Annotated in this window: 18 protein-coding genes, 1 tRNA gene and 1 pseudogene; 12 read left to right on the top strand and 8 right to left on the bottom strand. The window is 52.7% G+C overall.

The features are described 5' to 3' along the window. Positions 1-84: 84 nt before the first annotated feature. Entirely contained in the window at positions 85-1,665 is a 1,581-nt protein-coding gene (locus tag NDI45_RS15085) for an NAD(P)H-quinone oxidoreductase subunit N (RefSeq protein WP_348247821.1), read from the bottom strand. A gap of 478 nt (positions 1,666-2,143) precedes the next feature. On the opposite strand from NDI45_RS15085, the gene topA reads away from it, so the two are divergent. Genes topA through NDI45_RS15070 form a run of 3 tightly spaced genes read left to right on the top strand, consistent with a single transcriptional unit; the run spans position 2,144 to position 6,242 of the window. After that, positions 2,144-4,903, top strand: coding sequence for a type I DNA topoisomerase (topA, locus tag NDI45_RS15080; RefSeq protein WP_348247820.1), 2,760 nt, complete (start codon positions 2,144-2,146; stop codon positions 4,901-4,903). A 22-nt stretch (positions 4,904-4,925) separates the two neighbouring features. Next, positions 4,926-5,495, top strand: a complete 570-nt coding sequence (locus NDI45_RS15075) for a 4a-hydroxytetrahydrobiopterin dehydratase (protein ID WP_348247819.1) — start codon at positions 4,926-4,928, stop codon at positions 5,493-5,495. Between the two features lie 21 nt (positions 5,496-5,516). Next, on the top strand, positions 5,517-6,242 hold the full coding sequence (locus NDI45_RS15070; RefSeq protein ID WP_348247818.1) for a gamma-glutamyl-gamma-aminobutyrate hydrolase family protein: 726 nt from the start codon (positions 5,517-5,519) through the stop codon (positions 6,240-6,242). A gap of 34 nt (positions 6,243-6,276) precedes the next feature. Here the strand turns inward: NDI45_RS15070 and NDI45_RS15065 are convergent, their stop codons facing one another. After that, positions 6,277-7,125 (bottom strand): DUF1868 domain-containing protein, encoded by an 849-nt coding sequence (locus NDI45_RS15065; protein ID WP_348247817.1) that lies wholly within the window; start codon positions 7,123-7,125, stop codon positions 6,277-6,279. Between the two features lie 187 nt (positions 7,126-7,312). Between NDI45_RS15065 and holA the strand changes: the two genes are divergently transcribed. Next, on the top strand, positions 7,313-8,326 hold the full coding sequence (holA, locus tag NDI45_RS15060; RefSeq protein ID WP_348247816.1) for a DNA polymerase III subunit delta: 1,014 nt from the start codon (positions 7,313-7,315) through the stop codon (positions 8,324-8,326). Between the two features lie 56 nt (positions 8,327-8,382). Beyond that, positions 8,383-8,856 (top strand): DUF4168 domain-containing protein, encoded by a 474-nt coding sequence (locus tag NDI45_RS15055; protein ID WP_348247815.1) that lies wholly within the window; start codon positions 8,383-8,385, stop codon positions 8,854-8,856. Positions 8,857-9,052: 196 nt separating this feature from the next. Here the strand turns inward: NDI45_RS15055 and thrB are convergent, their stop codons facing one another. After that, positions 9,053-9,979, bottom strand: coding sequence for a homoserine kinase (gene thrB / locus NDI45_RS15050; protein ID WP_348247814.1), 927 nt, complete (start codon positions 9,977-9,979; stop codon positions 9,053-9,055). A 78-nt stretch (positions 9,980-10,057) separates the two neighbouring features. On the opposite strand from thrB, the gene NDI45_RS15045 reads away from it, so the two are divergent. Next, the gene (locus NDI45_RS15045; protein ID WP_190794285.1) at positions 10,058-10,258 is read left to right on the top strand and encodes a hypothetical protein; all 201 of its coding nucleotides are present in this window, start codon (positions 10,058-10,060) and stop codon (positions 10,256-10,258) included. Between the two features lie 31 nt (positions 10,259-10,289). Continuing rightward, positions 10,290-11,489 (top strand): homocysteine biosynthesis protein, encoded by a 1,200-nt coding sequence (locus NDI45_RS15040; protein ID WP_190794286.1) that lies wholly within the window; start codon positions 10,290-10,292, stop codon positions 11,487-11,489. Here the strand turns inward: NDI45_RS15040 and NDI45_RS15035 are convergent. Then, positions 11,476-12,993 carry a hypothetical protein gene (locus NDI45_RS15035; protein ID WP_348247813.1) on the bottom strand — a complete coding sequence of 506 codons (1,518 nt, stop codon included), beginning with the start codon at positions 12,991-12,993 and terminating at the stop codon, positions 11,476-11,478. The genes NDI45_RS15040 and NDI45_RS15035 overlap by 14 nt on opposite strands. Before the next feature lie 549 nt (positions 12,994-13,542). On the opposite strand from NDI45_RS15035, the gene NDI45_RS15030 reads away from it, so the two are divergent. Next, positions 13,543-14,790 (top strand): MFS transporter, encoded by a 1,248-nt coding sequence (locus NDI45_RS15030; RefSeq protein ID WP_348247812.1) that lies wholly within the window; start codon positions 13,543-13,545, stop codon positions 14,788-14,790. Positions 14,791-14,838: 48 nt separating this feature from the next. Here the strand turns inward: NDI45_RS15030 and NDI45_RS15025 are convergent. Next, positions 14,839-14,912, bottom strand: a tRNA-Arg gene (locus NDI45_RS15025). 34 nt (positions 14,913-14,946) lie between these two features. Here NDI45_RS15025 and moaC point away from each other — a divergent pair. Next, complete coding sequence (gene moaC / locus NDI45_RS15020; RefSeq protein WP_348247811.1) at positions 14,947-15,471, top strand: cyclic pyranopterin monophosphate synthase MoaC; 525 nt, start codon at positions 14,947-14,949, stop codon at positions 15,469-15,471. A gap of 251 nt (positions 15,472-15,722) precedes the next feature. Then, entirely contained in the window at positions 15,723-16,382 is a 660-nt protein-coding gene (locus NDI45_RS15015) for a DUF4142 domain-containing protein (RefSeq protein WP_348247810.1), read from the top strand. A 175-nt stretch (positions 16,383-16,557) separates the two neighbouring features. On the opposite strand, the gene NDI45_RS15010 is transcribed toward NDI45_RS15015, so the two are convergent. Further along, the gene (locus NDI45_RS15010) at positions 16,558-18,060 is read right to left on the bottom strand and encodes a helix-turn-helix transcriptional regulator (RefSeq protein WP_348247809.1); all 1,503 of its coding nucleotides are present in this window, start codon (positions 18,058-18,060) and stop codon (positions 16,558-16,560) included. A 497-nt stretch (positions 18,061-18,557) separates the two neighbouring features. Next, positions 18,558-19,262 (bottom strand): rhomboid family intramembrane serine protease, encoded by a 705-nt coding sequence (locus NDI45_RS15005; protein WP_348247808.1) that lies wholly within the window; start codon positions 19,260-19,262, stop codon positions 18,558-18,560. Between the two features lie 54 nt (positions 19,263-19,316). Between NDI45_RS15005 and NDI45_RS15000 the strand changes: the two genes are divergently transcribed. Continuing rightward, positions 19,317-20,621 (top strand): cysteine desulfurase-like protein, encoded by a 1,305-nt coding sequence (locus NDI45_RS15000; protein WP_348247807.1) that lies wholly within the window; start codon positions 19,317-19,319, stop codon positions 20,619-20,621. Continuing rightward, positions 20,618-21,640, top strand: a complete 1,023-nt coding sequence (locus NDI45_RS14995; protein ID WP_348247806.1) for a glutathione S-transferase family protein — start codon at positions 20,618-20,620, stop codon at positions 21,638-21,640. The genes NDI45_RS15000 and NDI45_RS14995 overlap by 4 nt, the downstream gene beginning before the upstream one ends. A 65-nt stretch (positions 21,641-21,705) precedes the next feature. On the opposite strand, the pseudogene NDI45_RS14990 reads toward NDI45_RS14995, so the two are convergent. Then, positions 21,706-21,972, bottom strand: a pseudogene (locus tag NDI45_RS14990) (transposase); the annotation flags it as partial.

The following is a 21,972-nucleotide window of genomic DNA, read 5'->3' as shown; positions in this document are numbered from 1 at the left end:
CTTCCCAATTCCCACAACGAAAAAAAGGACACAACCCCTGTGTCCTTCGTCTTCAATATTCAAACTGACATCTGGTGTGACTGCCTAGAGCTTCTCAATTTGCGGAACAATCACTTCAGCAACATCCTGGGTTCCAACCGGGGTAGGCTGCTCTTGAGCTAAACCTGCGGGTTGAAGCAGCGGCGTGCGGGTAACCGAGCTGTCTGCCAGACCAAAGAGCGGATTGGAGAGGATGCCGCCGATCGCCGTAAACACCAGACAGACGATCAAGCCAACCTGAAGCGGACGCATTCCCGGCAGATTCCAGCGAATTTCGGGGTAGTTTTTCACCGCGTCGGACATTTCCTCCGGCTCTTTCACCACCATCATTTTCACCACACGGATGTAGTAATAAATCGAGATAACGCTGGTTAGCAGACCGATGAGCACCAGTCCATAAGCTCCAGCCTGCCAGCCTGCCCAAAACAGGTAGACCTTCCCGAAAAAGCCTGCTAACGGCGGAATACCGCCCAGAGACAAGAGACACAGGCTGAGGCAAAGCGTGAGCAGCGGGTCTTTCTGATACAGACCGCTGTATTCGCTGATTTCGTCGGTTCCCGTTCTGAGGGTGAAGAGAATCACGCAGGCAAAGCCGCCCAGGTTCATGAACAGGTAGACCATCAGGTAGAAGATCATGCTGGAATAGCCTGCATCCGTACCAACAATCAGACCGATCATGACAAAGCCTGCCTGGGCGATCGACGAATAGGCCAGCATCCGCTTCATGCTCGACTGCGCCAGCGCTACCACATTACCCAGTACCATACTGAGAATCGCCAGGGCTGCCATCACAAAGTGCCACTGCTCCGACACAGCAGGGAAGGCAGTTACTAGCAGGCGAATCGCTAGGGCAAATCCAGCCGCCTTGGAACCAACCGACAGGAACGCCACGACAGGAGTCGGAGAACCTTCGTAAACGTCAGGCGTCCACTGGTGGAAGGGCACAGCCGCGATTTTGAACGCAATTCCGGCGATCACAAACACCAGTGCGATCACAATACCGAGCGACTGTTCGCCGCCAACCACGTTTGCTGTGATAGCCGTGAGGCGAGTTTGACCACCCGACAGTCCATAGAGCAGCGAAACGCCGTACAGGAAGATGGCAGAACTGGTCGCGCCAATGAGCAAATACTTGAGGGCAGCTTCGTTCGATCGCGGGTCACGCTTCATGTAGCCCGTCAGCAGGTAGGAAGAGATACTGAGGGTTTCTAGCGCAACGTAGATCATGATCAGCTCATCAGAGCCAGACAACAGCATCCCCCCTACGGTTGCGGTCAGCAGAATCACCAAAAATTCGCCCAGGGGCGTGCCCGACTGCTCGATGTAGCGCACCGTAATCAGGATTGTCACCGCAGCCGAAAGGGCGATAATTCCCCGAAACACAATACTGAGGGCATCGGAGTTAAATGATCCGAGAAAGGCGATCGGGCTAGCGATATCCCACTGGTAAAAAAGAGCCACGATCGCACTCAAGAGTCCGCCGATCGCGAAGTAGGGAGTCCAGTGGGTCGCGGATCGTCCGCCAATGATGTCGCCTAGCAGGACGACCATCAGCGTAATAATCACGATTCCTTCTGGAAGAATGGTGCCAGCATTAAGCTGGGAGGCAAGATTGGCAAAGTCCATAGGATTCTGGCTGTCTGCGGAGAATCAACAAGAAGGATCAGTGAGAGCAGAGAACGCCAGTCGATACGGGGCAGTTCCCTCTAATCGTGAATCGAACCGAGGGTGATCGAACCGGACTGATGCCTCCGAGAATCTTAAACAATCCTTCATAGTGGATCATATCGTGTAGAGGTTGAACGTTCCCGATGTCATGATGAGGAAATCGGCAGGTTTAACCCCTGATTCTGCTGATATTAATGATAAGGAGAGGCGAATCTGCTCAAGATGTTGTTAGGATGATGCACTAATGCCCGATTACCTCGCAGGAAAAACCGCCTCGTATTGCCCGTTCCAGCGCAGTTTCTCCCCAGTCGGACTTCGGCAAACCGTCCTTCGCACCGTTGGCAGTCTTCCCAGAAGAACGTTATTTTAGGATTCCAGATAGGTTCGCCGTCCCCTGTTCACCCGCATCACACTCCCTGGAAGAGCAATTGTTGCCATGTCAACCCTGGTTATTGTTGAATCTCCCACTAAAGCAAAGACGATCCGCGGCTTCCTGCCTCGCGGCTATCAGGTCGAGGCGTCGATGGGGCACGTTCGCGATCTGCCTCAGACTGCGAAAGAGATTCCAGAAACGGTCAAATCCGAAGAGTGGGCGAAGATTGGTGTGAATGTAGATGGGAACTTTGAACCGCTCTACGTGATTCCCCAGGATAAAAAGAAAGTCGTCAAGGCACTCAAAGATGCGCTAAAAAACGCCGACGAACTTGTCCTAGCAACTGACGAAGACCGAGAAGGTGAAAGCATTAGCTGGCACTTGCTCCAGGTGCTTCAGCCCAAGGTTCCGATCAAACGGATGGTCTTCCACGAAATTACTGAAGAGGCAATCCAGGAAGCTCTGAGAAACTGCCGCACCGTCGATGAACAGCTTGTTCGGGCACAGGAAACCCGCCGCATCCTCGATCGCCTCGTGGGATACACCCTTTCACCCCTGCTCTGGAAAAAAATTGCCTGGGGCTTATCGGCAGGTCGGGTTCAATCCGTTGCTGTGCGGTTGCTGGTAAAACGGGAACGGCAGCGTCGCGCCTTCCGCAAAGGCTCCTACTGGGATCTGAAATCCACCCTTAGCAAGGACAATACGCCGTTCGAAGCGCGATTGGTCAGCTTGCGCGGAACCCGGATCGCCAACGGCAGCGACTTTGACGAAAACACCGGACAAATTATTGCTGGACGTAACGTTTTATTACTAGAAGAAGCCGAAGCTCGATCGCTGGTCGATCGTCTTCAGTCTCAGCCGTGGCAAGTCACTAATCTGGAGGAACGCGCTTCTACCCGCAAGCCGTCTCCACCCTTCACGACTTCCACCCTGCAACAGGAATCAAACCGCAAGCTGAAGCTCTCTGCCCGTGACACCATGCGCGTAGCTCAGAGCCTCTACGAGCAGGGCTACATTACGTACATGCGAACGGACTCGGTGAACCTATCGCAGCAGGCGATCGTTGCTGCCCGAAGCTGTGTGGAGCAGATGTACGGCAAAGAATACCTCAGCCCAGAGCCGCGCCGTTATTCCACCAAAAGCAAGGGCGCACAGGAGGCACACGAAGCCATCCGTCCCGCGGGCAGCACCTTCCGCACGCCGCAGGAAACCGGACTTTCTGGGCGAGAGCTTCAGCTTTATGACCTGATCTGGAAGCGAACGGTCGCCACCCAGATGGCAGAAGTACAGCAGCTCAACATTACGGTGCAGCTTCAGGTTGAGGATGCCGGATTTCGGGCGACGGGCAAGCGAATTGTTTTTCCTGGATTCTTCCGCGCCTACGTGGAGGGATCAGACGACCCGGATGCAGCGATCGAAAGCCAAGAGGTGATCCTGCCTGCACTGCGAACGGGCGATCGTCCTAACTGTCAGGATCTAGAGGCGATCGGGCATGAGACCCAGCCTCCCGCACGGTTCACAGAAGCTTCGCTGGTGAAAACGCTGGAAAGTGAAGGCATTGGGCGTCCAAGTACCTATGCCAGCATTATTGGCACGATTATCGATCGGGGCTATGCCCAGATGGTGAATAATGCCTTGATTCCCACCTTCACCGCCTTCGCCGTGACCGGACTGCTGGAAAAGCATTTCCCTGATCTGGTTGATACTAGCTTTACGGCACGAATGGAGCAGACTCTGGACGAAATCTCGACTGGAGAAGCGCAGTGGTTGCCCTATCTACAACAGTTCTACCGGGGCGAGCAGGGCTTAGAAAACCAGGTGAAGCAGCGAGAGAGCCAGATTGACCCCACCGAAGCCCGCACCCTAGATTTAGAGGGGCTGGAAGCAAAAGTTCGCATCGGCAAATACGGGGCCTATCTGGAAGTCGATGGTGATGAGGGAGCCGTAAAAGCTTCGATTCCGCAAGACCTGACCCCTGCCGATCTCGACCCGGAGCAGGTGGAAGTGCTGCTGCGCCAGAAAACTGAAGGTCCAGATAAGGTGGGCTTTCATCCCGAAACGGGCGAACCGATTTATCTACGAATTGGTCCCTACGGTCACTACGTCCAGCTCGGTGACGAAAGCGAAGCCAATCCAAAGCCAAAGCGGGCATCGCTGCCCAAAGGCATGAATCCGCAGCAAATGACGCTAGAAACTGCTGTGGGGCTGCTGGCTCTGCCGCGCACGCTCGGAGTTCACGCGGAGACAGGCGGCAAGATTCAGGCAAACCTGGGGCGGTTTGGTCCTTATGTAGTGCATGATCAGGGCAAAGAAGGCAAGGACTATCGATCGCTTAAAGGCGACGACAACGTGCTGACCATTACCCTCGATCGTGCCCTACAACTGCTCTCTGAACCCAAAGCCGGACGGGGACGCAGCAAATCTGCCAAGCCAATTCGCGAACTGGGCGCACACCCTGAAGACGGCGAACCTGTAAATATCTATAGCGGTCCCTATGGCCCCTATGTGAAGCACGGCAAGGTCAATGCTTCGCTGCCCGAAGGCGAAACCGTCGAAGGGCTGACGCTCGACAAAGCGGTGCAGGCTCTTACGGAAAAGGCAGGCACGAAGAAGAAAGGGCGATCGACTACCAAGTCCACGACCAGTAAGGCTTCGACCCGCAAATCGACCAGCAAGTCGGCAGAAAGCGACCCAGAAGAGAGCAAAACGACCAAAGCCAAAAAGACGACCAAGACGACCAGCACTAAAACTGCCGCCAAGAAAACGACAAAGTCAGCAGCGAAAACCACGAAATCTAGTGCAAAGTCTAAGGCTTCGTCCTAGCAGGAGTTTGCGCCTTAAAACGGTGAAGGATCGTGAGTTCAAGCATTGCTCAGGCTACAATTTGGGACTGCCCTTGCAAAAGCTCAGGAGCCGACGGTTGCAAACCTGGCTAAGACGATCGCTTTCCCGCCAAATTGCCCTTGCGCTAGCATTGGCTTTATTGATTTTGGGCGTATTCGGTCACGTCTTTGAGGCGCGATTACTCCTCACGGGGAAGTCCTTTGCCTCAAGCCTTGCCCAAACGTCTGAACCCACTGTGCATCAGCTTGCTGAAGCTGAGAACCCTTCGCCGATGTCTACTTCTATGTCTACTTCGCTGCTGTCTCCTCAAGATCTCGATGCTATGCTGCGTGAACTTCCTGGCTGGCAGATCGAAAACGGTAAGCTGCATCGCCAGTTTCAGTTTCCTTCGTTTGTTGAGGCGTTTGGCTTTATGTCAAGCGTTGCCCTGGTTGCCGAAGCGCTCGGGCATCATCCAGAGTGGTTTAATGTCTACAATCGCGTTACGGTTGACCTCACGACCCACGATGCAGGCGGCATTACGATGAAAGATATCCAGCTTGCCCGCAGAATGAGTGAACTGGCAGGCTAACTTCCCTCAACGAGAATCAGCGTGGAAAAAATACTCGTCGTTGTTCACCAGGAAACCTCTGACCCCGGCTTGGTTGAGCAAGTGCTACGACAGATGGGGTATGAGCCAGATATTCGCTGTCCGGCAGTTGGTGATACACTTCCACAAACGATGGATCACCATGCTGGAGCTATTATCTTTGGCGGTCCAATGAGTGCGAACGACGATGAAATGCTGCCCTTTATCCGTACCGAACTGGACTGGATTCCGGTCGCCCTCGATTCTGGCAAGCCCTATCTTGGAATTTGTCTAGGCGCACAGATGCTTGCCAGAGTGTTAGGGGCAAAGGTTGCTCCCCACGTCGAAGAGATGCGCGAAATTGGCTTTATGCCGATCCAGCCCGTTTTAACCAGGCAAGGCCCGAGCGAACCAAACCCCTTGATTGGGCTTACCCACGTCTACCACTGGCACAGAGAAGGCTTCGAGCTACCCAACGGAGCAGAACTGCTGGCAACAGGCGAAACCTTCAAAAATCAGGCTTATCGCTATGGAGAAAACGCTTACGGAGTGCAGTTCCATCCCGAAATTACGCGATCGATGATCGACCTGTGGGTTTCTAAGGCAGGCGAACAGCTTGTCCTCCCCGGCGCACAGCCCTACGAACAGCACATTGCCGGATTCGATCGCCACGGAGCTGCCGTCGAGCAATGGCTGAGACAATTTCTGCGCCACTGGCTCCAGGACGAAGAGTTAGCGTTAGGCGCATAACCTTACCCCGTCTCCTCATCCCTTCATCTCCTCATCAAAATTCCAGCATTGCCCAATCCGGCTGCCGATAATAGCGCGTCATATCGTCAAACTTTCGCAGGTCTGCTCGCCGCACGCTGATTTCCTGAGGCGCGTCAATATCGTACCAGTACTGGTTCAAGTCGATGAGCTGCTGAGCAAGCCGATCGCGATCGGTGGTGGCTGCCGCTTCGCCGAAGTATCCTAGCGTGATGTGCGCCGTGAAATTGTACTGCTGCTCAATACCCAGCGCGATCACGTCGGGATTTTGATAAATTGTCCGACGCAGTTCAATCACTCGCTCATAGGACTCTTCATCGCGAGGCGCAAGACACACGCCCAAAGCGCGAGTTCTGAGAAATAAGCCCATGACCTGCCAGCGAATCGGCTGCTGTGCCTCCATCAAAAAGCGGCATTTATCAAAGCTTTGCCCAACTCGCTCGTGAAGCTGCGGCTCAAAGGCAGGGTCTTCGATCGCATGGTGGTAGGCACTTGCCCAAATTAAATCTGCCAGGGTGAAATGGAAGCTCTCCGGCGGCACCGGGAGCAGCAGCCCAGGTTCCAGGGTTTGAGCCGATCGCTGCTGATAATCGCGCAGAACATTGTAAAACGACTCATTTTGCGGGTCGTCTTCCCAGGGCGGAGAAATAATCGTATAGCCCGGAAACGGAGCGGGGTGGATTGTGCCATCGGGCTGACGAACAAACTTAGGAGACGGCTGAATATGCTGCACCTGCGACTGGAAAACCTCTGGCAGGGTCAGGCGTGCCACTCGATTGATATAAATCTGATAGGTATCGTCCAAGCTAACTTGCCTCGCGCTTAACTGATAGGAATCGGTATCCTCGATAGGATGGGCGATCATCCCACAGGGGAAACTGCTTCACCGCGATCCAGGAGTGATCCAGAAGGTTTGAAACCTGCTTTCTGAAATCTAATCCCAATCCTCGATCGAGAATGGTAAACAAAAAGGTTCATCTAATACTTTCCCTACTCTACCGGGAATCTGCTCCAAAATGGAGGGCGGGGATCACGCAGTCGAGGTCGCATTCATGCCAATTTACTTTTACTGGGGCGATGATGATTTTGCCTTAAATCGGGCAGTGGAAGCGTTGCGCGATCGCACCCTTGACCCCGACTGGGCAAGCTTTAACTATGACAAGATTCCCCCCGAACAAAGCGATGGCATTACCCAAGCACTCAATCAAGTGATGACTGCACCCTTTGGGACGGGCAGCAGACTCGTTTGGCTAGTTGAGACTTCTCTGGCTCAGCGATGTTCTGAGGAACTTCTGAGCGAGCTTGACCGAACGCTTCCAGCGATTCCAGATACTAACGTACTCCTACTAACCTCCAGCAGTAAACCCGACGGACGGATTAAATCGACCAAACTGCTGCAAAAATACGCCGAAATCCGCGAGTTTGCCTTGATCCCCCCCTGGAAGACCGACCAGATCATCGAGCAGGTGCGGCGATCGGCTCAGGAAATGGGCGTGAAGTTAACCCGTGATGCGGTGCAGCTTTTAGCAGACTCGGTGGGCAATCAGTCGCGGCAGCTGTATCTAGAGCTAGAGAAACTGTCGCTCCATAGCAAATCTCAGCCGGAACCCCTGGATGAAGCGATCGTTGCCAGCCTCGTCACCAACTACACGCAAAATAGCCTCCAGCTTGCTAGCGCAATTCAGCAGGGAGATACGGGAAAAGCCCTGACCCTGGTAGCTGACCTGTTTAAGCAAAACGAGCCACCGCTTCGCATTGTGTCCACGCTGGTAGGACAGTTTCGCACCTGGCTGTGGATCAAGCTGATGGTGGAGTCGGGTGAACGTGACGATCGCGAAATTGCTCGAATGGCAGAAGTGAGTAATCCGAAGCGGATTTATTTTCTGAAGCAGGAAGTGCGATCGCTTCCCCTGGATAGCCTGAGACAAACGCTGCCGCTGCTGGTGGAGCTAGAGTTTAGCCTTAAAAGCCAGGGCGGCGATCCAATGGCAGTGCTTCAGACAAAAGTGATTGAACTGTGCCAACTGTTTGTCCGGCAGCATCAGCCTGGAACATCTCGCCCCTAAAATAATTCAAGGCATTCAGAATACCTGAATCGTTACGACTTTAGTAACCGTTAACTATGATCTCCGCGCTACGTCCCTTGTCTCGTCTGAAATGGAATCGCCAGCTGCAATTTGGTTTAATTGCGACAGCTTCGGCTGCGGGTGTGCTAATGGGCTGGGTTCCCAGCTACCACGCGCCTACGGCGTCTCTAAGCTTTAGCAGCAGTGCCCAGGCGCAATCGGTCAGCAGCGACGAAATTCAACGCTATGCCCGTGCGGTGCTGTCGATTGAACCCCTGCGGCAAAGCACCTACAACACGATCAAAAATCGGGTCGGCTATGTGCCCGCGATTCGCTGCGATGTCCCTAGCAGCCTGCAAGAACTCGATTCCGGCATTCGCCAGAACGCGATCGAATTTTGCAATAGCGCAATTCAGATCGCCGATCGAAACCAGTTGAGCATTACCCGCTTTAATCAAATCACCGCTGCCCACGAGAATGATCCGACTCTGGCAGAGCGGATCCAGCAGGCAATCCTACAGCTTCAGTAGGGAAACCCCCACCCTAAATTCCTCTCTCAGGAAGGGCGAGGGAGTTTGAATTCAACTCACGCTCTGATTGCAGCTTCGGCTCCCCTTTGCCTCTGGTGGAAGCAGGGGTTAGGGGATCAAGGGGGAATTTTCGATTCTTACAGCAGATCTCTTAAATCGACGCTTAAATCCATGCTCTTAAGGTAAATCCACGTTCTTAAGGAAAAGCGATCGTCGCCCCCTGGGTGTCAATCTGCACCCGCTGGGTTTGCACGGTGACTCCGGCGGCTGTCCAGGCTTGGGTTAACGCAGATTCGACCGCAGCAGCGCGATCGGGGCGAGTCAGTGCCAGCAAGGTGGGTCCGGCTCCGCTAATCACTAATCCATCCGCTCCCGCCGCTATCACCGCTTCCTCAACCGAGGAGTAACCGTGAATCAGGGATTGACGATAGGGCTGATGAATCTTGTCTTGAAGGGCGGTCTGGAGCCAATCCGATCGCCCGCTTTCTAATGCCCGAATCAGCAAGCCCAGATGGGCAATATTAAAAATCGCATCCTGACGGCTATATTGAGCAGGCAACACGCGCCGCGCTTCCGCGGTAGACAGCTCAAAATCAGGAATGGCAACGATCGGCACAATGTCTTGATGCCACCCAACTTCACAAATTGCCCAGCCGCCGTCTAGCTGAGTTGCCGCAAGCCGACAGCCACCTAGCAAAGCAGGCACAACGTTATCGGGATGTCCTTCCAGTTCGATCGCCAGCTTCATGATCTGTTCGCGAGACAGGGGCGATCCGGCAAGGGCATTTGCGCCGACCAGTCCACCTACGATCGCGGTGGCAGAGCTGCCTAACCCTCGCGCCAGTGGAACCTGAAGATCGATCGCCAGATGCAACGGAGGCGGGGTTTTGCCTAAGGTTTGATAAAAATGCTCAAAGGCGCGATAGGCGAGATTGCGATCGTCTGTGGCAACGCGATCAGCTTCGAGTCCGGTGGCTGCGATCGTAAGCGGCGATTCTGTGTCCGGCAAAGCAGTAAACTGAAACCGATTGTAAAGCGTGAATGCTGCCCCGATGCAGTCAAAGCCGGGACCCAGATTCGCAGTCGTTGCAGGAACCGTAACCGTCACAGTCGAAACAGCCATGAGCAAAATGAAGATAGTCAGCAATCAGGCAGAATCAGTTTACTATTCCCCGTACCCCGCCCGAAAGGAATCCCTGGCATGAATGGCTCTCTGAACGACTCACTCAGCGTTTTGCTTAAAATCGGGCTACTGTCGGCAGCAATTTCGATCGCCATCAAATTCTTGCCTTTCCTGGAAAAGATTCCAGAAACGTCTAGCCTTGCCCTAGCTCTCGTGCTGAGTCCCTCGATCCTGATGGCGGGGCTGCTGGCTTGGCGATCGAAAAAAGTCCAGGAATAATCGCAAAAGGCAACCCTAAGAGGAATTTAGAATGCGATCGATCGCAGAAATCAACGACAAGATTCAAGCTGGGAAAGCGATCGTCTGGACGGCGGAGGAACTAAAGGCACGGGTGCAGGAAATTGGCGTGACCCAGGCGACTAAACAGGTCGATGTGATCACTACAGGTGCATTTGAGCCGATGGAGTCCTCCGGCGCAATTTTGAATCTGGGACAGACCGATCCGCCGATCAAAATTCGTCAGTGCTGGCTGGATGGGGTCGCGGCATACGCCGGATTTGGCGCAGTCGATTTATACCTGGGCGCGACGCAGATGACCGAATTCCCGGGCAAAAGTGATGGACCAGACGGAGATGAGCAACGAGAGCGGGGCGGCGGTCATGTAATTGCCGATTTGATTGCGGGTAAGGCAGTCCATCTGCGGGCAAGCGGTCAATCAACGGACTGTTATTCACGGGCTTCGTTTGAAACGACGATTACCCGCGACACGATCAACCAGTTCTATCTCTTCAACCCGCGCAATGCCTATCAAAATTTCATTGTGGGCGTCAATGGAGGCGATCGACCGCTCTACACCTATCTGGGACCGCTTCAGCCCCACCTGGGCAATGCGGTGTACTCCAATCCGGGCGCAATGTCGCCGCTCATGAACGATCCCGATTTGCAGGTGGTGGGCATTGGGACACGCATCTTTCTGGGGGGCGGTGTGGGCTATGTGGCGTGGGAAGGAACCCAGCATTTTCCGCTGCAAAAACGATTGCCGAATCATACTCCGGTTGGACCCGGTGCAACTCTTGCCCTGATCGGCGATGCCAAGCAAATGCAGTCCCAGTGGGTGCGCGGCTGCTACTTTCGTGGCTATGGTCCTTCGCTGATGCTGGGGGTGGGAATTCCGCTGCCTGTGCTAAATGAGGAAGTCGTTTTGCGATCGTCTGTCCGCGACCAGGATTTGGTGGTTCCCGTGGTGGATTTTTCGATTCCGCGTCGGGTACGTCCGACCTTTGGGTTGGTCAGCTATGCCCAGCTTAAGTCGGGCCGAATTACGATCGACGGCAAAACAGTGCGGGTGGCTTCGCTGTCGAGCCTCTATCTTGCCCGTCAGATCGCGCTGGAGCTAAAGCAGTGGATTACCTCTGGACAATTCACCCTGACCGAACCCGTTGCCTCGATTCCGATGGATCGGGCATTTCTAGCGCAGGATCGCTGGGGCAGTCAGCTTACACTGGAGTAATTTCCTGATCAGCAGACGACGAAACCGCAGGATGACTGGATGAGCCAGCAGCTCGTACTTCACCTGAGCCAGCAGTTCCTACTTCAGCAGGTTGGGCAGGAGTCATTGTGACCTGGGAAACACTGCTTTGCACTAGGTTTAACCGAGCTTGGGTTGAGCACATCTGCGAAAAAATGCGGTAGGTTTCCAAGTTAGGTTGCGGCACAGAATAACGCCCGGTATAACGCTGGGCCTGGTTCATATTCACAAGCGTATACTGTACGTTCTCGGTATAAATTGTGAGCGTGATGTGCAGAATTTCCAGGAAGTCAATCACCTGGCGGCACTCTTCTTCTGGGTACTGCTTATAGTATCGAATAATCTCAGCAATTCGAGTTTCCAAGTGAACGCGAACATAACGACAAACCAGCACAATTTTCAGCAGCACAATCACCAGCAGCAGCGCGTTCCCCCTAGATAGCAGCAGAATGAACAGAGCAGAAGGTTCTTCGCCGTTTTCGGTTAACAAATAATCAATCATTCGATTCGCCGTTCGCATAAGCAGCGCGGAGGTAATAGGCTGATTATCGCGATCGCCGTATAGCGGCACCAGCTTTTCCGCAAGATGCTCCTGAAGGGTTTGTACGAACTGAGGATGATCGAGCGAAAACGTCAGATACTCCAGCAAACTTTGCTTGAATTCCTGATAGCTTAAACCCTGAATTTGCCCAATAAAAATCCGGGCAATATTCGAGTAACTAAAAGAGCCACGTCGCAGCACAATGCGCTTAATCAAATGCAGAACCCGATCGCCTAATCCCGTTGGATTTTTAAGTCTTTGCACACTGATAGAACTTTGCGACAGCGCAGTATAGCGTGCCAGATCGAACTTAAACTGCTCTCGAAGCTGTCTGGAGAGTTTACAGGCTGCCTGCCGCTGTTCAATCGAATTATTTAAATTGGCAAATTGAGAAGCCAGTAAGTAAGACGCAAAGTGATGAGTCCAATTTTGTTTTTGCTGATCGTATCGCTCTACATAAAGCTTTAGCTCCTGGAAATCGGCACTGGCGGCAAACTCGCGCAGCCATTGGTGCAACCGCTTGAGCGTTGGTGAGATCGAGGGGCGATCGAGAATGGAATCAGAAAAGAGTTCAATCAACTGTTGAATCAGTTCATGATTACGGCGCACATCCCAGTTATTAATCAAGATGTAGCACGCTCGCTTGAGCGTATAGCAAAATTCCTGCTTAGCGTTCAAAAAAATAATCTTATGCAGGCAGATTAAAACTTCAGTGTTCGCTGCCTGGGAATGATGAATAAAAAGATGCTTAAACTCGGTTAGAACATCACCCGGCATCCAGTTCTTCACAATGTTTAGCAGATAGTCATAAACGATCTGCTGTGCCTGCTGAACCGTATGCGAGGATTCAGAACGAGATATTTCTGAGTGTGGCGATGCTGAGCGATGGCTAACAGAAACCGCAGCCAGCGGGGAATTAGAAGATTCTCCAATCATGGAAGTCAAGCGCAGGAATTGCAGAAAATAAAATGCTCTGATACTTGCCGTACTCTCAACGCTGCTGAAAATCAAAGCGGCTCAAAACCGACAGCAATTCTCCAGCGAGTACGCTGAGAGTGAGTACGCTGAGAAAGACGCGAGATGAATCGCAACCTGAATCCAGGAAGCAAGCAAAGATGGGGCAAAAAGATTAAGCAAAAACCGTGAATCATGGCAAGTTGCAGCGCGATGCAGAGGGGCACTGCCAGCACTGCAACCACAAAAGCCAAGTACGAAAGAATACGTGAGGGTATCCGTATTATTGCGTACAGGATTCATTGTAATCTGAATTTTTAAGCTGTAGTGATTTGATCGCAAAAACTTGAAAAAGCAGCAACATTGTTTTAGTTTTCGGGAAGTTTTACTTGCTTTCGATCCGATCGGCTAATCCGCCGCTACTGTGCCGCTACTTAAGGCTCCAGGGAATCCTTCTCTATACATTGGTCAAACTGGCTCGAGCGCGGCATGATTGAAAACAGCAACATTTCTTAAAGACACGATCGAGATCAATCTGCCTTGAACGTTTTTACCAAGCTCAATCCTTCGGTTCGGCGCGATTTGCTGGTGCTGTTTGTTGCCGGACTTCTCTTCTGGTCAGGGTTAGCCTCCCATCTGCCGACCCTGCCACTGTATATAGAATCACTCGGCGCAACGCCTCAAACGGTAGGCATTGTGATGGGGTGCTTTGCGGTGGGACTGCTGGCAAGCCGGGAATGGATGGCGCGTTTAGCAGACAGTCGCGGACGCAAAATCGTTTTGCTGATCGGCATGGCGGCAGTTACCCTTGCGCCGATCGGCTACGTGATCGCGAATTCGATTCCGCTGTTAATGGGCATTCGGGCGTTTCACGGCATCAGCATTGCTGCCTTTGCGCTGGCATACAGTGCCCTGGTCATAGACCTATCGCCCCCTCAGCATCGCGGAGAACTGATTGGCTACATGAGCCTGGTCAACCCGATCGGCATGGCACTCGGTCCGGCATTTGGGGGATTGCTCTACGAGGGGCTGGGCTTTTCTCTAACGTTCCTCCTGACCAGCGGCTTAGGCATTTTGGGGCTAGTCTGCACAACTCAGGTACGAGAACCTCGATCAGAAATCAAACCCGATCCCTCCGGCAAGCCCAAACAGTTTTGGCAACTGCTGCTCACGCCACGCATTCGGATTCCAGCGATCGTTCTGCTGCTGATCGGTTTATCGTTTGGCGCGCTCAGCACCTTTACACCGCTCTATATTCGCGAAGTCGGCGTGAGCCTCAATGCCGGACTGTTTTACACCGCAACAGCGATTACCGGCTTTGCGATCCGCTTTCTGGTTGGTCCTGCCTCCGATCGCTACGGGCGCGGCGTATTTATCAGCATGAGTCTGGTACTGTACACGCTATCGATGCTGATGCTGTGGCGAGCTAATAGCGTCACTATGTTTTTGCTAGCGGGAGCCGTGGAAGGAGCCGCTGCCGGAACGCTGATTCCCATGATGGCGGCTTTAATGGCAGATCGATCCCAGCCAGACGAGCGCGGACGCACCTTTGGACTCTGCATGGTAGGCTTTGACGCAGGCATCGCGATCGCTGGACCTTTGTTTGGACTGCTGGCAACAAACAGTGGCTATCGCGGCGTTTTCGCGGTTTGCGCTGGACTGTCACTGCTGGGCATGGTGGTTTTCCTGACCCAATCGAGCAAAGATCTGCGCCACTCGCTGCAGTTTGGGCTGGGGCGAGGTGGGGATTTTTATGCAGTAAATCTCCCTGGACAAAACCAGGAATAATAAAAAGAGGTGGCATTAAACTGTCCACCTCATCCAGTCATTCACCTACGGGCGAGGAGGGATTCGAACCCCCGACACCGTGGTCCGTAGCCACGTGCTCTAGTCCACTGAGCTACACGCCCTTGCCAAGAATTCATAGTAACACAATCAGCAGAAATGTCAAACGCTAACTTTTCAAATGATCTGAATCATTCGCCAAATTCGCTGACTCACCTGGATCAGCAGGGACAGGCACAAATGGTTGACGTTTCTGCAAAGACGCAAACCGTGCGGACTGCGATCGCGATCGGGCGAGTCAGAATGCAGCCGGAAACCCTGGCAGCAATTCAGGCAGGCAATACTCCGAAAGGGGATGTGTTAGCCACAGCGCGGATTGCAGGCATTATGGCAGCGAAACAAACGTCAAACCTGATTCCGCTCTGCCATCCCTTACCAATTCAAAAAGTCGAGGTGCAAATTATTCCCGATGCCGACCTACCCGGATTTCAGATTCAGGCAACGGTGAAAACCAAAGCTGAAACAGGCGTTGAAATGGAGGCTCTTACCGCAGTTTCCGTCACAGCACTAACCCTCTATGACATGGCAAAGGCATTGGAGAAGTCGATCGCGATCGAGTCTATCCAGCTCCTTGAGAAAACGGGCGGCAAATCTGGGGATTACCGATTAGACACAGCAGTTTAACGGACGTTTGGAGCGAGAGCTGCGGTGATGCCCTGCCGGCAATAGGGAGGTGCAGGAGCAAACGATAGGAGTAGCGTAGCAAAGCAAGTACTGGTCAAACACTGCCAATTAAACCTGAAACCCATCTAAGGAAAGAGGGGTTTTTGTATCGGAATCTAAACATTGGAAACAGACAATAGACCAATGCTTTCCGGCAACCCCCATCTCGAAAAGCAGATTCAATTTTCTAAAGTTTAGGAGCCTCACCCGTCATGAGAAAAGTTTTCATGTCCTTTGCCCTTGCCCTGATTGGCTTATTTGCCGCTGTGGGCTGCTCTGTGGCACAAACCCCTTCCACTTCGACTGCCCCCACTGAACCTGCCCCTGCGACGACCACTGCTCAACCCGCTAGTCAGCTTGGCCCGATCGATCAGCAGTTCATGTTGGAAGCGGCTCAGGCTGGCAACGGCAATATCATGATTTCTCAGCTTGCGCTGCAAAAGGCAACCAGCGATGCAGTGAAGCAGTTTGCTCAGGCAGAGATCGACGAGCAAAATCTGGTAAAGCAAGAGCTAACCCGGATCGCGCCGACCGTGGGTGTAACACTGCCCACTGAACCTGCTCCGAAATACCAAGCGGCAATGGCACAGCTCTCTCAGCTTTCGGGCGCGCAGTTCGACCAGGCATTTCTGAGTGAGGGCGGCATTAACGCACACCTGGAAAGTGCAGCACTTTATCAGCGCGAAGCTGCCTTTGGTCAAAATCCTGATCTGGTTGCGCTTGCCGATCGCGGTTTGCCCATCATTACCCAGCACTTCACGGCTGCATCCGGTCTGACGAACTATCAGTTTGCTCGGGTTCCTCAGCGGTTTAACAGCGTTAACTCGGCTGGAGCGATCGCACCACAATCGGGTACAACCTCGGTTCAGTAGCAGTTTTGGCTCGATCGTGGTTTTGTTTGAGGTTGTTTGAGCAGTTGCAGAGATCCTGCATTGCCCCCTAAATTCCCCAATCCTGAGGGACTTTGAATCCTTAAAGCAAGGTTCCGCCCAATTTCGGAACCAGGGGACAGTCCAGCGTAATCGTTGCGACTGCTTGAACAGCTTCCTAGCTCAAAACCTGTTGCAGGATTGCTGCATTCTCAGGGGTAATATTCCGCTCTCCGTTTTCAATCAGCGAGATAAGTCCCTGACTGATGCCTGTCATTGATGCGAGTTTTCTTTGGCTCCAGCCCTTTTTGATACGCAGATCCTTTACCTGTGATCCACTTAGTTCAACGGGATTGGAGATTTCTTCGATTTGCAAAGCTGCGTTGGTGTTTTCGTCTTCAGGGGGAGTGATTTGATCGATCATCCCTGCTTCAGCAGTAATCCACAGGCGGGCTGCCAGCAGCTTGTCAAAGAAACCTCTGGGTTTGCGAGCGGTCATTCGCCCAAATGCCGGGGGTTGAATTTCGATCGGGTAGGATTCTGGGTCGAACTGAAGTTTCCAGCCTCGTTCGTGCAGCGTCAGGAGGTCTTCGTCCCAGTTGGCGGAAAGTCGCTTGCGGGCTTCGCTGTTAAGTCGCGCTTGTTGAACTTTTTCTTGACCGTAGGCAACCTCCATCAGGGTTTGCACCGTGAGCGGATGGCGGCGATCGAACTGAGTCTTAAACAATAGCCAGACCATCAGACGCGCAGCCCCTTCGCGATGCTGCCAGAGGCTCATGATACTTTCCAGCAGCGTCTTGGAAAGAATGCCGTGCTGATAGTGAGCAATTTGCTTGCGTCGTCCCTCTTCGTTGAGAAAATACTTTGCCCAAAGCCCGGCTCGAATCACAAAGGTAATGCCGACGAGTTCTTTGTTGCTCAGGAGGTCGTGCTGATAGTGGTAGCGAGTGCCCAGCAAGTGCCAGAGCCGTCCTTCTTCTAGGGTGAAACCTTTGACCTTGCCCTGATTGGGGTAGGAAATGAAGGTTGTGATTTTGCAGGGCTGTTTGGCGATCTCTTCGATCAGTGCCAGCTTTTGCTGTCGATTTAGGTCAGTCCGTTTTTTTAAGCCAAGATAAGATTCGATCTGGCGATCGTCAATCACGAGTTCCTGCTCCCAGGGCTTGGCAAACTGAGTCGCGCAGGCAGCATAAATCAGATGCATACAGGCTGCCCGAATATCAAAGGTATCCACGACGGCGAGTGCGGCTGCCCCTGCCAGGGAGACTGGGTAATCATTTTCCAGGTCTTCTGTCACCCAGAAGTGAATTGCTCCCTGCCCGTTATCAATGTCTTTGGCGTAGTGGAGCTTGCCATCGGGATCATTTTGCCAGGGGAGATGACCGCGCTGCGTCAAAATATTGCTTGCCTCCCAAATGGGCAGAGCCGAAGCCATGCGAGTCGATGAGCCATGAGCAAAGAGGTCAGGGTTAAGGTGAAGTCGATCGGTGGGTCGATCGTTTCCTGATCGAGCGGATTTTTGACTTTGGCGATCGGCGGTGGGCAACATCGTTTCGGGAACACTACGCGATCGGGCTTGCGTTGCCTGCTTTAAGCGAACAGCAGCAGAGTCAGAAGCCATCTGAGATTTAGCCCCCACGGGTTGAACTGGGAGGCGAAACAAATCCTTGGGTTGACTCATGTACACCATGTGAAATCCTGCTTGCTGCTAAGGTGGCTTAACGGGACTAAAACTCGATCGTTTTTGTTTAGTAGAGAGATTGAGTTTGTGGAGGTGGGCTGAGGAGTGGCGAAGATGCCGCATTGCTCCCTAAATCCCCTCTGGACGGGAACTTAAAAATCTGAGAACGAGCTAGATTCCTGGCAGGATTGAGAGCAGGATTCAGAATTAAGGAGGCAGTTTGGACAACGGCTAGCACTTTTCAGACCTCTCCAGGGGTTGCTTTCTACATAGGTTACTCCATATATAGCGTTTAGCAAGCTGGTAATTGCCGATTTGTTTATATAGATAGAGTAGGGCGCTCGCCCGTTATGCCCGATTTAGGGCTAGATAGGGCTAGATAAAGTCAAGCCTCTGAGGTAATGCCTTTCGAGCGGCACCAGAAATTTCACGCTGGCTCCAGATTCCAGGCGCGATCGACTCCCCTTGAATTGGAATTAGAACAAGCCGAAATACTTTTACCGTTGCAGCATCCGCTCGATCGTCGCAAACCCCTGCTGTAGCTGAGGCAGATAGCGAGCCGCCAGCACCCCGCCCACCATGCCAAACAAATGCCCCTGCCAGGAGATGCCGCGCCGGAAGGGTAATATTCCCCAGATCAGCGGTCCATAGAGTGCCAGGACGACGACAGCGATCGCGATCGATCCAAAGTCCTGCCTGAAATAGCCACGCGCCAGCAAAAAGCCCAGATAGCCAAAAACGACGCCGCTTGCCCCAATATGCAGCGAATTTCGGGACGCGAACAGCCAGACTCCTAAGCCGCTCACAATCCAGACGACAGCAGTCACGATCACAAACTGATTGAACCCATTGAGCAAGACCAGCCAGCCCAGCACCAGAAACGGAACGGTATTTGCCGCCAAATGTGCCCAGGAGCCATGCAGCAAAGGCGCGAAGAGAATGCCCCGCAGCCCAATCTGAGTGCGCGGACGAATGCCCAGCGCATTGAGCCGACTTTGCAGCAAAAGCTGATCCACGGTTTCCAGTACCCAGAGCAGGACGATAAATCCTCCCAAAATCTCAAGCTGAAGCTGAATTGTTGGATCAAGTGCGATTACCCCTTCGGGGAACTGCGAAGCAATCGGCTGCATTCTGATATCAAATTTTTGAGATACGCCCTGAAGCATCATACGAGATTTGTCGTGGGTTTCCAGTGACTTCACAAAGCCAAACGGTAAATTGCAAGTTTGATAAATTGCAAGTTTGATACCGTGGAGATGCCCCTTTTGTTCCTCTCTACCGTGATTGATTCTTTCACTGTGTCCCAACCTGCGATCGACCTGGGCTGGGTGCGTGCCCAGTTTCCGGCTCTGGCGCAAACCGTGAACGGAGAACCTGCCGTGTTTTTTGATGGTCCCGGTGGCACACAGGTTTCGCAGCGAGTCATCCAGGCGATGACCCATTACCTGACTTCTGCCAATGCCAACACCCACGGCGTTTTTCTCACCAGCCAGTGCACCGATCGCACGATTGAGTCTGCCCATGCAGCAATGGCAGATTTTTTGCACTGTGCCCCGCAAGAAGTGGTGTTTGGCGCGAATATGACGACGCTGACGTTTGCCCTCAGCCGATCGATCGCCCGTGAACTGAAGCCGGGAGATGAGATTGTAGTGACGCGGCTGGATCACGATGCCAATGTGTCTCCCTGGACGGCGTTAGCTGAGATCGGCGTGACGATTCGCTGGGTTGATTTTCACCCCGAAGACTGCACGTTAGATTATGAGGATTTGCAGCGTCAGATCACTGAGAAAACCCGGCTGGTGGCGATCGGCTATGCCTCGAATGCGGTTGGGACAATTAGCGATGTGGCAAAAGCGGTTGAGCTGGCTCACCAAGTGGGAGCCTGGGTGTATGTCGATGCGGTTCATTACGCGCCTCATGGGTCGATCGATGTCAAGGCGTTGGACTGTGACTTTCTCGCCTGTTCGCCCTACAAATTTTTTGCGCCTCATGCGGGTGTGCTGTACGGCAAAGCAGAATTGCTAAATCGGCTGCATCCCTACAAAGTCCGTCCGGCAGCGAATACCTCGCCCGATCGCTGGGAAACCGGAACCCAAAATCATGAAGCAATGGCAGGCGTAACGGCGGCGATCGAGTATCTGGCAGATCTGGGCAGAAAAGTTGACCCTCAAAGTGCCGATCGACGAGCTGCACTGGTAGCGGCAATGAACGCGATTCAGCAATACGAAGCCGATTTAGCAAAATATCTCATCACCGAACTGCTGCAAATTCCGGGTTTACAGTTTTACGGCATCACCGATTTCGATCGCATTCAGTGGCGCACACCCACGGTCTCAATTCGGCTAAAGGGCTATTATCCAAAGCAGGTTGCTCAGGCGTTGAGCGATCGCGGTATTTTTACCTGGTCAGGCAACTACTACGCACTGAATTTGAGTGAACGGCTCGGCGTCGAAGATCAGGGCGGCATGGTGCGAATTGGCTTAGCCCATTACAACACGATCGAGGAAATCGATCGAATGCTGGAGGTTTTGCATCAGCTTGCAAAAAGTGAATCGCCATGACTCAGCCTACCCGAAAAGCGAAAGCAACCTTACCCGCTAAATCCATTATCCGATTGGGTCGATTTGCCTGGACAACGATGTGGCATTTAATGATGTCTCGGCTTGCGCCACGCGATGCATCAGGGGCTTACATTCGTCCAGCCAGCGAGTTTAGAAACGCGATTGATACAGATTCTAATCGCCCTTATCCGCCAGCCGCAGGACGCTATCGGCTCTACGTGGGATTGGGCTGCCCGTGGGCACATCGAACGCTGATTGTCCGTGCTTTGAAGGGATTAGAAGATGCAATTTCAGTAACGATCGTTTCTCCTTCGCCAGAAGCAGGAGGATGGATATTTGACACTCCAGAGAATGGCTTACAGACGTTAGCGGAATTATATCAGCAAGCTAAGCCGGGATACACTGGACGATCGACCGTTCCCGTACTTTGGGATACACAAACACAAACGATCGTGAATAACGAAAGCGCAGAAATTATCGTGATGCTGAACGATCGATTGAATGAATTTGCTCAGTATCCTGAACTCGATTTGTATCCTGCTGAGTTGCGAGAAGCGATCGATTCCTGGAACGAAAAAATTTATCACGCAGTGAATAACGGCGTATATCGCTGCGGATTTGCTCAGACGCAGGCTGCCTATAATACCGCGGTGAATGAGCTTTTTACGGTTCTGAACGAGATTGATGCGGCGCTGGAACATCAGCGATATTTGTGCGGGAATCGCTTAACGCTGGCAGACGTGCGCCTGTTCACGACTCTGATCCGGTTCGATGCGGTTTACTATGGATTGTTTAAGTGCGATCGTCGCCGGATTCAGGACTACCCAAATCTGGCAGGCTATCTGCGCGATTTGTATCAGCTTCCAGGCGTGGCAAGCACTTGTGATCTGGAAGTGATTAAACGCGACTACTACGGCAATTTGTTTCCGCTGAATCCGGGCGGCATTATTCCCACGGGTTCCAGTCTGGACAACTTGCTTGCACCTCACGATCGAGCGAAGCTTAAGGACTTGTTTTAGGGATGGTCTTAGGAATGGTCTTGGGAATGATAGATTGCGAAACCATCGAAAAAGCCTTTATAGCGCTACGCAATCACGTTAGGGCAGTTTTTGAAAGCAGCGTCGACACAATCAAAGGTTTCAAACTCATCCCATCGCTGTCGCATCCAGTTCTTCAGGACAAACCACCAATGCTCAATCTTGTTCAAGTCTGGAGAATAGGGCGGCAGGTACTAAATCTCACATCCTGCGTGAGTGACGATCTCCTCAATCGCTTGACGATGATGAAAACTAGCGTTGTCAATGACGATGACATCTCCTGGCTGCAATTGCGGCACTAAGCATTGCTCCAA

The organism is Leptolyngbya sp. GB1-A1, from assembly GCF_039962475.1.
Classification (GTDB): Bacteria; Cyanobacteriota; Cyanobacteriia; order Elainellales; family Elainellaceae; genus Leptolyngbya_A.
The sequence above is the reverse complement of the archived record's forward strand: the minus strand, read 5'-3'. Positions and strand labels throughout refer to the sequence as shown.

Bases quoted from the DNA above. Each gene is read 5' to 3' on its own strand.
- NDI45_RS15040 (WP_190794286.1), top strand. From the start codon at position 10,290: ATGCGATCGATCGCAGAAATCAACGACAAGATTCAAGCTGGGAAAGCG.
- NDI45_RS15055 (WP_348247815.1), top strand. From the start codon at position 8,383: ATGATCTCCGCGCTACGTCCCTTGTCTCGTCTGAAATGGAATCGCCAG.
- moaC (WP_348247811.1), top strand. From the start codon at position 14,947: ATGTCAAACGCTAACTTTTCAAATGATCTGAATCATTCGCCAAATTCG.
- NDI45_RS15000 (WP_348247807.1), top strand. From the start codon at position 19,317: ATGCCCCTTTTGTTCCTCTCTACCGTGATTGATTCTTTCACTGTGTCC.
- NDI45_RS15065 (WP_348247817.1), bottom strand. From the start codon at position 7,125: ATGATCGCCCATCCTATCGAGGATACCGATTCCTATCAGTTAAGCGCG.
- topA (WP_348247820.1), top strand. From the start codon at position 2,144: ATGTCAACCCTGGTTATTGTTGAATCTCCCACTAAAGCAAAGACGATC.
- NDI45_RS14995 (WP_348247806.1), top strand. From the start codon at position 20,618: ATGACTCAGCCTACCCGAAAAGCGAAAGCAACCTTACCCGCTAAATCC.
- thrB (WP_348247814.1), bottom strand. From the start codon at position 9,979: ATGGCTGTTTCGACTGTGACGGTTACGGTTCCTGCAACGACTGCGAAT.
- NDI45_RS15045 (WP_190794285.1), top strand. From the start codon at position 10,058: ATGAATGGCTCTCTGAACGACTCACTCAGCGTTTTGCTTAAAATCGGG.
- NDI45_RS15015 (WP_348247810.1), top strand. From the start codon at position 15,723: ATGAGAAAAGTTTTCATGTCCTTTGCCCTTGCCCTGATTGGCTTATTT.
- NDI45_RS15085 (WP_348247821.1), bottom strand. From the start codon at position 1,665: ATGGACTTTGCCAATCTTGCCTCCCAGCTTAATGCTGGCACCATTCTT.
- holA (WP_348247816.1), top strand. From the start codon at position 7,313: ATGCCAATTTACTTTTACTGGGGCGATGATGATTTTGCCTTAAATCGG.
- NDI45_RS15010 (WP_348247809.1), bottom strand. From the start codon at position 18,060: ATGAGTCAACCCAAGGATTTGTTTCGCCTCCCAGTTCAACCCGTGGGG.